The following is a 9211-nucleotide window of genomic DNA, read 5'->3' on the forward strand; positions in this document are numbered from 1 at the left end:
GACGTAACCGAATCGCTTGTTGTCGCAGATAATCTTGAGTCGTGGGATTAAGTAAGCGGGCATCAGGTTTATTCATACTTCAATTCTACGAATTGCCCCTTCCCGCTGCACCCTCTTAAGTTGCCGGGTTAATAGGTATCCAAATGTGGTTGAGCAAACCGCAAAAACAGCCAGTGCAAATGGCTCAAAGCAAACAAGGCAAACTCTTTTGGACTGGACTAATCACGAGCGTGACTAATCCTAAAGGCATTCTGTTTTTCCTTGCGTTTTTGCCTCAATTTGTAGTTCCCCATGCAAACCATGTTCCACTGCAAATGCTAGTTCTAGGCTTAATCTTTACTCTGCTGTGTGCGATCGTCTACGGACTTGTAGCACTGTTGGCTGGAACCGTTGGCGATAATCTCTCTGGTACACCTCGCTTTAGTCAATTAATGCAGCGTGTTACAGGCAGTGTGTTGATTCTTCTCGGAGTGCGACTGGTTGCTCTGGAGCATCGTTAAACGAACAGTGGCTTTCTATTCTTGCCGTTGTATAGCTGTCGAGAACAAATAGTCGTCAAGAGAAACTGTTCCATTTACGATGTTTGATCTGATAGCCGTACTATAGCTGACGCAAATAAGTTGTGAACAAAATAGGTTGTGAAATTCACGTCCCTAAGGAATATAACTTTCACAACCTATTTAGGATTACTACACAGACCGATTGCAATTAGCGTCTTTGCGGTAATTCAGTGTAGGTTCAGCGGCAGCGTTGGGCGATGGAGCTTAAACAGACAGGGGCGCTCCAACGATCCAAGTGTCATGCTGGCGTGCAAGATCCATCCAACCTTCGGGTGGAGTTTGACCAATTTGAGGGAAGAACTCGTCGATCCCGCCAGGGACGAAGGTGCCGAGCATCCGAGCCCTTCCGGGTCCAAGATTCACCCATGTATGCACGGTGTTACGGGGCACCACAACCGAGGTTCCGGGACCGACCTCAAACTCTTCGCCCTCAACGTGAAAGCGAAAGCTGCCTTCAAGGACTTCAAAGATCTCTTCCCGATCTTGGTGATAGTGAAGTGGCGGACCTGAGAACGCTGGAACATTCACTTCAATAATTGTGAAAGCTCCGTTGACATCTTTGCTATGGACGCGGATAGCCATCTGCTCACCAGGCATTGTATTGAACCAATCGAGGTTCTCGCTCTGTCCAACGATCGCAACTTTGCTTTGATTGAATTGAGTACTCATTGTTTTAGGGGTAGAGGTACGCTATGAACTCACTGGCTCAGCCAGTGTCATTGGGACAACGGTGGGTTGGATGTTCTGATTCCGATGAAACAGATTGGTCGGGTCATACTGGTTCTTGAGTGCAACGAGTCTTGCATAGGTAGCGGGCGGATAGACATCACGAATCCGCTCTCCCTCGTCTGCCAGAAAGCCCACATAAGCCCCGTTAGCGTAAGGTAAGAGTGCCCGAAAGACTCGCTGGGTGCAGGCATCGAGACTGGCAGCATCAGCCGATAGTGGTGCAAAATGAGTGATTAACACCATGCCCTGTTTATCGCGATGAGCAAAGGCTGTTGCATCAGGTGCGACCCGACTCATAGCGCCACCCAGGACACGCAGGGTGACCAGCGTTTCAGGAGATATAACAGATTGAACAGACTCAACTAATGAGTGAATCATCTCGTCTGAGAACGTCTCGAAGAATTGCGATCGCGAATGATGCTGAAAGCCAGGAATTTCACCAGCCGCTGTGAACGCAAACATGGCCGAATAGGGCATGGGCGCAATCAGATCGGCGATCGGGGTAGCAAGCTGACGGAGGGGAGCTACAACCTGCTCGCCTTCGCTGATATCACCGGTGTAGCAGACCATAATTGCGATAACCGGGGTTCCCTGTTTGTCAGGGGGAATGAAGGGGGCGGGAGGTGCTGGCATGAGCAGAACTTCAGTGGAAAGTTCATCCGGTGCTGCCGCTGCTAGACGGGTATACTCCCGCAAGATGCGCTCTGCCTCGGTTGCCTCATAAAAGACGGCACCACCCAGAACAGTTCCACCCCGATGCAGGTTTACCTCGAAGGCTGTTGCAATCCCAAAGTTGCCACCACCACCGCGCAATCCCCAGAACAGTTCGGAATTTTCGTCAGCACTAGCACGCAGCAGTTGTCCATCCGCCGTGACTAGTTCTACTGCTTGTAGGCGATCGATGGTTAAACCATAGGCGCGAACCATCCAACCAATGCCACCACCGAGCAGCAATCCGCCCACCCCCACAGAGGCAACGTCGCCTGCTGTCAACGCCAATCCATAAGGCTGGAGCTTTTCAGCGACCTCACCCCAAGTGAGACCGGGTTCCAGCCGGGCTGTGTGACGTATGGGGTCGATCGTCATCGTCTTCAGGTTGGAGAGGTCAATCACCAGTCCACCATTATTGGTGCCATGTCCGGCTGCACTATGTCCACCGCTCCTCACGGAGAGCGTCATTGCCTGCTCACGAGCAAAGTTAACCGCAGTTCTGACATCTTCCGCATCGGCACAGCGCACGATCGCAGCAGGATAACAATCATAAGTACCATTCCAGACTTTTCGTTCTGCTTCATAAGCAGGGTGTCCGGGAAGGATCAGTTCACCTCGGATCGTTGAGGCGAGTATCTCGATCGCTTCTTTGTAGTCATGCTGCTTCTCTTGTGGAGATGTTGTTTGAACATGAGTTTGTCCATTTTGCTCGTATTGAGCCGTATCTTGATGTTGTTGTGTCACTAGTTACTTCCTTTCATTGTTTAGAGACATAGGAATACTTCTGTTCATCCATGCACCGTGACATGAACAGTAAGTAATTGATTCACTCCAACACACTCCGCCATTCACCATCTGTTTTGATGGCGCAGTCAACTCTGCTATCAAAGGCGATCAATCGTTCAGTAACAATAGAAATGCTGGAACAGAGCCGCAGCAATCACGGAGTTTGACTCATCGCACTCACGTTTGGATTAAGAGTGTCACCTGTGTTGTAGACATGCTCTCCTTCATTGCCTTATCCTTTCATCACCTTTCTGGTATGAATTCATCATAGGCTTTGGACAAAGGGTTCTGAATACATAGACTTTGCAGATTCTTGCCTAATTTTCTCAAGCAGAAAGATGATGCTCAAAAGAATCCTCTATAATAAGCACAGCAAAACGATCAGAGGAATGTCTCACAATCCCTCACTAAGCGTTTATGAGGACCTGGTATGGCAGATGAATTCTTAAAGCGCAAGACGACGATTGATGCTTGTCAAGAACTGGCGGAATTAGTGGACCGCCACACTCACGGCAGGGGAAACGGTATCCATGCAACGGCGATCGCCCAGTTAGAATTGATGCGGGAATCTGTGGCTCCTACAGTACTCCGCGCTGTGTATGAACCGACGCTTTGCATTATTCTTCAAGGTAAAAAGGAAACCTTACTGGGCAAGGAAACCTATTACTATGGTGCGGCTCAATATATCGTTGTCACGGTCGATCTGCCGCTCAGTGGAAACATTGTTGAAGCGACACCAAATCAGCCATATCTGTGCTTTAAGCTAAGCTTGGACGCGACTCAGCTTTGGGATATTATCGATCAACTCCACCGCAGCTCAGATCAAAAAGAAAGTTCAGTGAGAGGCTTGTTCGTAAGCGATGCAAATGCTCCGTTGATTGAGTGTGCCACCCGACTCACACGGCTTCTGGATACGCCCGAAGATATTCCATTCTTGGCACCAATGATGATTCGTGAGATTTATTACCGTCTTTTAATGGGCGATCAGAGCGAAGCGGTTTGGCAGATTGCGACCTCCGGCAGCCATATGCAGCGCATTGCAGAAGTGATTAGACAGATCAAAGCTGAATTTACAAAGTCATTGAGCATGGATGATTTGGCAAAGCAAGCGAGGATGTCTTCTGCATCGTTCCATCGTCACTTTAAAGCAGTGACCTCAATGAGTCCGTTGCAATATCAAAAGCAGTTGAGGCTATTAGAAGCCCGTCGTTTGATGATAGCTGAAGATGCAGATGCCACCCATGCAGCGTATCAGGTGGGTTATGAGAGCCCTTCTCAGTTCAATCGCGAATATTCCCGCATGTTTGGTGCGCCACCGAAGAAGGATATTGAGCGTTTACGAGTCGCCTGAGGATTGACAGTTTCGATATAGATACTTCCACACGCCCTTGACTTTGCCGTACGTTTCATCCACTTGCCATGAATCATTCGTCGGCTTTAGCTAGCTCACTGTCCCAGACCTGGGCAAGTGGGTCGGGGCGCGTCCGCCACTCGCGCTCTGGGTCAAGTTGTTGCTTTTCAACCCAGCCAAGGTTATTGTCACCAAACACCGCCTCTACTACTGACGCAATACATACGCGAAAAATATGCCTGCAGTTTGGCAATCGGGGGTAATTCCCTATCGAATTAATCAGGGGAAGATAGAAGTATTACTTATTACTACTTCCAGCGGTAAACATTGGGTAATTCCTAAAGGTTGGATTCCGCCTTGGATGACATCATCGTCCTCCGCGGCAAAAGAAGCGCTAGAAGAAGCAGGAGTTACTGGAACTGTTATAACTCCTGCAATTGGTCGCTACTCTAATCAAAAACTGGGATATTCCTATCAGATCGAGGTGTTTTCAATGCGAGTGGAGGAAGAGCTAGAAACCTACCCTGAAGCTAAGCGCCGACAGCGTCAATGGATGAGTCCTTCTCAGGCAGTTAAAAAGGTGCGATCGCCGGAGCTAAAACGCCTTCTTATGCAATTCCGTGAATCCTATATGAGTGGTGAATAAACCGCAAGAATGGCGTTGGATTGTGTTGCCTTCTCAATTCCAAGACTTTTACAGGTCATTGCCAATGTATCAAACTTAATCACCTCTCTGAAAACAACCTGGCTTTGAAGACATCCTGAAAAATGCAAGATCAATGAGTGCCGGTTTAATACTATATAGCCAAGTAATACTTCATCAAAACTTTAAGTAGTTGTTCTTTTAATGAAATTTGTGTGAATGAAAAGAATTATTGATATGAGTATACAGAAGCTCTTTAACAATTCATTCGGCGTTCTGAAGGGGCGATCGGTTTAATTCCTCAGCAATTTTGCTTAGTGAAGCAAATGCAAGCGGGTTCAAGAACATACTGTAAAGTCGCATTTTGGAGATATTTATGTTGAAGCATCTAACTTTTGCAACAATAGGAGCAACTATTGGCGCTCTTAGTCTCGGAAACACAGCCCATGCTGCGACCTTTGAAGTAATTGCGAGTAATTTAGATAACCCTAGAGGATTAACCATCGGAGCGAATGGTTCTCTTTATGTAACTGAAGCAGGTCGGGGTGGTACAGGACCGTGCATTCCTTCTCCAACAAATCCAACTGCATCAGTTTGTTATGGTGCTACAGGTGCACTTACCCGCATTGAAGACGGCACGGTGACCAGAGTTGTAACTGGATTGCCATCATTGGCAGCACCTGATGGTAGTGAGGCAACAGGTGCCCATGATGTTGCTTTTGATGCGACTGGGCAGCCTTATGTTCTAATCGGGCTTGGTAGTGATCCGGCTGTTCGGAGTGCTTTGGGAGTGCCAGAGTTTGGACAATTGCTGAAAATTAATACCCTCAATGGTGGCTCTGATTGGACTGCGATCGCTGACGTTTCAGCATTTGAGCAAGCTGAAAATCCTGATGGAGGCGGAATAGATTCCAACCCTTACAGCTTTGTCATTCAAAACAACGCCGCTTACGTTGCTGATGCGGGTGCTAATGCTTTGCTAAAGGTGGATCTTGATAACGGGGACGTTGATCTAGCGTCGGTCTTTAATAGTCGTCTAGTGACTAACCCATTTGGGGGTTCTGATATTCCCATGCAGTCTGTACCCAATGCAGTGGCTAGCAGTTCTGATGACACACTCTATGTCGGTGAATTGACCGGATTCCCCTTTCCAGTAGATGGTGCACGGGTCTATCGCGTTGCTAATGGTATTCCTGAGATTTTTGCCGAAGGCTTTACCAACATCATTGATTTGGATTTTGATTCCAATGGCAATTTGTATGTTTTGGAATATGCCACTAACAGCATATTGTCTGGTGATCTTACAGGTGCATTAATTCGCCTCAACCCAGATGGAACACGTACAACCCTTTTACAAGAAGGGTTACTTGCCCCGACTTCATTCACATTTGGAGATGACGGGGATATTTTTATAGCGAACCGAGGAATTGCTGCAGGTCAGGGAGAAATTATTCGATTCAATTCCAATGATGATTCTCAATCGGTTCCTGAACCTTCAAGTTGGCTCGGGTTGCTGGCGATCGCCTCTCTGGGGGGATTCCTAAAAGTGACCCGACGCTAGACGTTATTGTAGTCAATGACCAAAGGGGACAGATAACCCAGCAAGTCGGCGTGAGAGGGCGCTGTGGTCTAGTATGGGGAGGTCCAGTCCCATCAGATGGAGATGGCGAGAAATCCTTGGCATTGCCGTCCTGCCAGGTGACACACTTCTGAGTATGAGTAATGTGTTTCTCTGCCTCTGTTAGCTTTGCTGCCAGTGCCCTGCTCCTCCCAGCAGGTCTTTATGCGTTGCGGTTGGCTTATAGGCAAAACTCCAGTTATCTTCCACTTGCGTCTATTCCGATCGCTTTTGGGGTTCAGCAAGCCTGTGAAGGATTGGTCTGGCTGGGCGTGGAAGCGAATTCTTCCGCTGAAGTAAATCTGGGAGCTTTCGGCTTCTTAGGGTTTGCCTATTGGTTCTGGCTCTTCTGGGCACCTGGGTCGGTAGCGTTCTCTGAAGCTAATCCCATCGTGCGGCCAGTAGGTTGGAGTTTAAGTGTCCTTGGTTTTATGTATGGAGCGCTGCTTTACCTTCCGCTAGTTTTTCAACCCGATTGATTGGCTATCGGTTCAGGTTGTCCATCATTCTATTGAGTACAATACACGCTTAATTTTTGATCCCTGGCTCTCTCAGGAAGTTGAGCGAATTATCTACGCGCTCATCATCCTCATTCCCTTTGCACTTGCGTCCAATCGCGCTCTTAAGAGATTTGGAGCAACGATCGCGCTATCGGCGATCGCCTCTCACTGGTTTCTGCATCAAGTCTTTGTTTCGGTTTGGTGTTTCTTTGCGGCGATTCTGTCCCTGCTCATCGTCTTCATCTGCCAATCCTCTTCTAAAGTGAGTTGGCAGCAAGGTACGGATTGACTGTAAACGGGGGCAGGTAAGTCTATTCAAATTACGAATGAGAACAATTCGTTAGAACCGTTCTATCAGGCGATTGTCGCGCAACAGCATGGGTTTAGAAGTCGCCCAAACAGCCGAGCTTATTGGTTTGCGATCGCCTCTTCCCTCACATCTCATTTACTCATCTGATAGGAAAACACCTGAATTCGCCAATAGCCAATCGGTTAACCGCTTCAAATGCCCAATGCTCAGGCGGCACATCAGAGAAAACGGAGGCAAACTCATTACTAGCACATTGTGCAATCTCTCCTTCTAAAGGTGGCGTTAGCTGAGAGTTTGGAGCTAGCTCAGGTTGAGGCTGGGCAGGATTAACTTGCCTGAGAGGAGTAGATGGGCTTGTTTGAGCGGGGGGTTCCGTCGAGGATGTAGGGACAGAAATAGTTTGAGCGGCAACAAGTTGGATGTTTACGAGGTGAAAAGTTCCTACCGCGATCGCCAAATTGAGAAAAGTGCGTAATCTCATAGGTCTGTTAATAGGCTTTGAGTGTTGCGAGTGGTAATAGATCTAATCCACTTAATCTAACTCATTTGACCTGAGCATAGTCTATAAAGTGAGTAACTGTTTTCCTTGCCTCTATCGTCCTGGAAGCAAATAGGGGCGATCGCTCCAATAACCCCTCCAACAATCGCTAGTTTCAGCAAGGACGGTTATTTGCGGGTATTAGTGACTTGAAGTTAGTTTTATCACGAAAAGTTACAGTGACTTCACGACGGAGTCATCGTACAAAGAACTAGCCTCAAGCTGTTGAGGAGTAATGTCGAGGTCATAAGCAGCCTGAGCCGTGAATTGTAGATTCGTGACCAAGCTATCAGGATTGTTCGGCTCAAACGCGACCCTCTTATTCTCTTCAATGTTGAGGAACCTGACCCAATCAAGTTGCTGTTTGGTCTCCTCTGGAGTGATTCCTAGTGCATCTGCAACAGAGTTGAGAGTTCCTCATCTCCTGACCTAACTCGCTCAACACCTTGATCAATCGCTCGTAGGTAAGCTTGAAGGTCTGCTGCTCGTTGCTCAATCACCGCTTGGCGGGTAATAAGAACATCAGCAATCAAATTGGTATCCTTGCTGCTGAATATAATTTCTCCTCCACCGACCTCAGCAGCGTTGGCTAGCCAAGGTCCATAGGACACGGCTGCATCAACCTGCTTTGAAGCAAACGCCGTTGCTGCATCTGCAGCGGTCATATTTCTCAACACGACATCCTTCTCGGTTAGTCCACCCTGCTGTAGATAAGCTCGCAGCAACACATTTCGAATAGTAAATCTTCTCTCGCAATCGTTTTACCTCTCAAGTCCTCAGGACGATTGACGTTACGTCCTAAGATTCCATCTCCACCATCTGAGTAACTGATTAAATAGAAGATTTTAACTGACGGATCCTCGTTGCTCATTTGGACTGCGTCACTGCTACTCGCCCAAAGAACGTCTACTTTGTTTGTAAGGAAGGCTGTAATCCCATCCCCCAAGTTCTGAAAGACAAAATTTTCAACGTTCACTCCCTCTTCATTGAAAAAGCCTTGGTCTGCGGCAACGTAGTGTCCAGCATTACCAGGATAGATGCCAGTTCCCGTTCTGAGCGGCTGAGTGGCAGAATCGGGAGGTGTTGACTGGGGTGAACAAGCAACAACCCAGAGAAGAGCCGCCAAAGCAATCAGAACCAAACGTCTTGAAACCTGAAACATAACGAATACTTTTAGTAATAACTAACAAGCCAGCATACACATGCTTAGAATACAGATGGGCGTTGCTGAAACCGTAATGGTTAAGTAGGTAGAGGAATAGCTCGATACTTCAAATAGTGAAGCAGCAAACGGAGTGAACATTTCAACATCTCAAGGGATTTGGAGTAGCACAAGGGGCGTTGCTGCAAGGGTAATGCTTGGTTTGGCATGATAGAAGAATGAAATGTCCTCAATGTAATTCAACTCAAGTCGCTAAGAACGGGCATCGTCGAGGGAGACAATGCTACAAGTGTAAGCAGTGCA

General features: G+C 47.6%; 13 protein-coding genes and 1 pseudogene. 7 read left to right on the forward strand and 7 right to left on the reverse strand.

The features are described 5' to 3' along the window. Nucleotides 1–143: 143 nt before the first annotated feature. On the forward strand, nt 144–500 hold the full coding sequence (locus H6F93_RS02645; protein ID WP_190645878.1) for a LysE family translocator: 357 nt from the start codon (nt 144–146) through the stop codon (nt 498–500). 264 nt (nt 501–764) lie between these two features. Here the strand turns inward: H6F93_RS02645 and H6F93_RS02650 are convergent, their stop codons facing one another. After that, the gene (locus H6F93_RS02650; protein ID WP_190645879.1) at nt 765–1229 is read right to left on the reverse strand and encodes a cupin domain-containing protein; all 465 of its coding nucleotides are present in this window, start codon (nt 1227–1229) and stop codon (nt 765–767) included. Nucleotides 1230–1250: 21 nt separating this feature from the next. Then, the gene (locus tag H6F93_RS02655) at nt 1251–2744 is read right to left on the reverse strand and encodes an FAD-binding protein (protein ID WP_190679008.1); all 1494 of its coding nucleotides are present in this window, start codon (nt 2742–2744) and stop codon (nt 1251–1253) included. A gap of 472 nt (nt 2745–3216) precedes the next feature. Here H6F93_RS02655 and H6F93_RS02660 point away from each other — a divergent pair, with 472 nt between their 5' ends. Then, nucleotides 3217–4137, forward strand: a complete 921-nt coding sequence (locus tag H6F93_RS02660) for an AraC family transcriptional regulator (protein WP_190679010.1) — start codon at nt 3217–3219, stop codon at nt 4135–4137. Here H6F93_RS02660 and H6F93_RS02665 read toward each other — a convergent pair. Continuing rightward, nucleotides 4126–4227: pseudogene (locus tag H6F93_RS02665) on the reverse strand (DDE-type integrase/transposase/recombinase); the annotation flags it as partial. The gene H6F93_RS02660 and the pseudogene H6F93_RS02665 overlap by 12 nt on opposite strands. Next, nucleotides 4211–4336: a hypothetical protein gene (locus H6F93_RS34510; RefSeq protein WP_277881867.1), complete on the reverse strand. Its 126-nt coding sequence runs from the start codon at nt 4334–4336 to the stop codon at nt 4211–4213. The pseudogene H6F93_RS02665 and the gene H6F93_RS34510, both read right to left, overlap by 17 nt. Before the next feature lie 36 nt (nt 4337–4372). Here H6F93_RS34510 and H6F93_RS02670 point away from each other — a divergent pair, with 36 nt between their 5' ends. The 4 genes from H6F93_RS02670 to H6F93_RS35615 all read left to right on the forward strand — a co-directional run bounded on the left by H6F93_RS02670 (nt 4373) and on the right by H6F93_RS35615 (nt 7187). Beyond that, complete coding sequence (locus tag H6F93_RS02670; protein ID WP_190679012.1) at nt 4373–4783, forward strand: NUDIX hydrolase; 411 nt, start codon at nt 4373–4375, stop codon at nt 4781–4783. A gap of 373 nt (nt 4784–5156) precedes the next feature. After that, nucleotides 5157–6341: a ScyD/ScyE family protein gene (locus tag H6F93_RS02675; RefSeq protein WP_190679014.1), complete on the forward strand. Its 1185-nt coding sequence runs from the start codon at nt 5157–5159 to the stop codon at nt 6339–6341. A 161-nt stretch (nt 6342–6502) separates the two neighbouring features. Beyond that, nucleotides 6503–6877: a hypothetical protein gene (locus tag H6F93_RS02680; RefSeq protein ID WP_190679017.1), complete on the forward strand. Its 375-nt coding sequence runs from the start codon at nt 6503–6505 to the stop codon at nt 6875–6877. A 112-nt stretch (nt 6878–6989) separates the two neighbouring features. Continuing rightward, on the forward strand, nt 6990–7187 hold the full coding sequence (locus H6F93_RS35615) for a DUF6629 family protein (protein WP_524537883.1): 198 nt from the start codon (nt 6990–6992) through the stop codon (nt 7185–7187). Nucleotides 7188–7347: 160 nt separating this feature from the next. Here the strand turns inward: H6F93_RS35615 and H6F93_RS02690 are convergent, their stop codons facing one another. The 3 genes from H6F93_RS02690 to H6F93_RS35010 all read right to left on the reverse strand — a co-directional run bounded on the left by H6F93_RS02690 (nt 7348) and on the right by H6F93_RS35010 (nt 8908). Then, nucleotides 7348–7689 carry a hypothetical protein gene (locus H6F93_RS02690; protein WP_190645885.1) on the reverse strand — a complete coding sequence of 114 codons (342 nt, stop codon included), beginning with the start codon at nt 7687–7689 and terminating at the stop codon, nt 7348–7350. Between the two features lie 443 nt (nt 7690–8132). Beyond that, nucleotides 8133–8474 carry an ABC transporter substrate-binding protein gene (locus H6F93_RS34515; RefSeq protein WP_347277235.1) on the reverse strand — a complete coding sequence of 114 codons (342 nt, stop codon included), beginning with the start codon at nt 8472–8474 and terminating at the stop codon, nt 8133–8135. Then, complete coding sequence (locus tag H6F93_RS35010) at nt 8438–8908, reverse strand: ABC transporter substrate-binding protein (RefSeq protein WP_347277236.1); 471 nt, start codon at nt 8906–8908, stop codon at nt 8438–8440. Before H6F93_RS35010 ends, H6F93_RS34515 begins: the two co-directional genes overlap by 37 nt. Before the next feature lie 218 nt (nt 8909–9126). On the opposite strand from H6F93_RS35010, the gene H6F93_RS35620 reads away from it, so the two are divergent. Next, nucleotides 9127–9211, forward strand: an 85-nt coding sequence (locus tag H6F93_RS35620; protein ID WP_524537882.1) for a transposase-like zinc-binding domain-containing protein, incomplete at its 3' end; no start/stop codon positions are given.

The organism is Leptolyngbya sp. FACHB-671 (genome assembly GCF_014695745.1).
Classification (GTDB): Bacteria; Cyanobacteriota; Cyanobacteriia; order Elainellales; family Elainellaceae; genus JAAUTN01.

What these genes read in the sequence shown, in the direction of transcription:
- H6F93_RS02645 (WP_190645878.1), top strand. Translation starts at nt 144, where the DNA reads ATGTGGTTGAGCAAACCGCAAAAACAGCCAGTGCAAATGGCTCAAAGC.
- H6F93_RS02650 (WP_190645879.1), bottom strand. Translation starts at nt 1,229, where the DNA reads ATGAGTACTCAATTCAATCAAAGCAAAGTTGCGATCGTTGGACAGAGC.
- H6F93_RS02660 (WP_190679010.1), top strand. Translation starts at nt 3,217, where the DNA reads ATGGCAGATGAATTCTTAAAGCGCAAGACGACGATTGATGCTTGTCAA.
- H6F93_RS02670 (WP_190679012.1), top strand. Translation starts at nt 4,373, where the DNA reads ATGCCTGCAGTTTGGCAATCGGGGGTAATTCCCTATCGAATTAATCAG.
- H6F93_RS02675 (WP_190679014.1), top strand. Translation starts at nt 5,157, where the DNA reads ATGTTGAAGCATCTAACTTTTGCAACAATAGGAGCAACTATTGGCGCT.
- H6F93_RS02680 (WP_190679017.1), top strand. Translation starts at nt 6,503, where the DNA reads ATGTGTTTCTCTGCCTCTGTTAGCTTTGCTGCCAGTGCCCTGCTCCTC.
- H6F93_RS02690 (WP_190645885.1), bottom strand. Translation starts at nt 7,689, where the DNA reads ATGAGATTACGCACTTTTCTCAATTTGGCGATCGCGGTAGGAACTTTT.
- H6F93_RS35010 (WP_347277236.1), bottom strand. Translation starts at nt 8,908, where the DNA reads ATGTTTCAGGTTTCAAGACGTTTGGTTCTGATTGCTTTGGCGGCTCTT.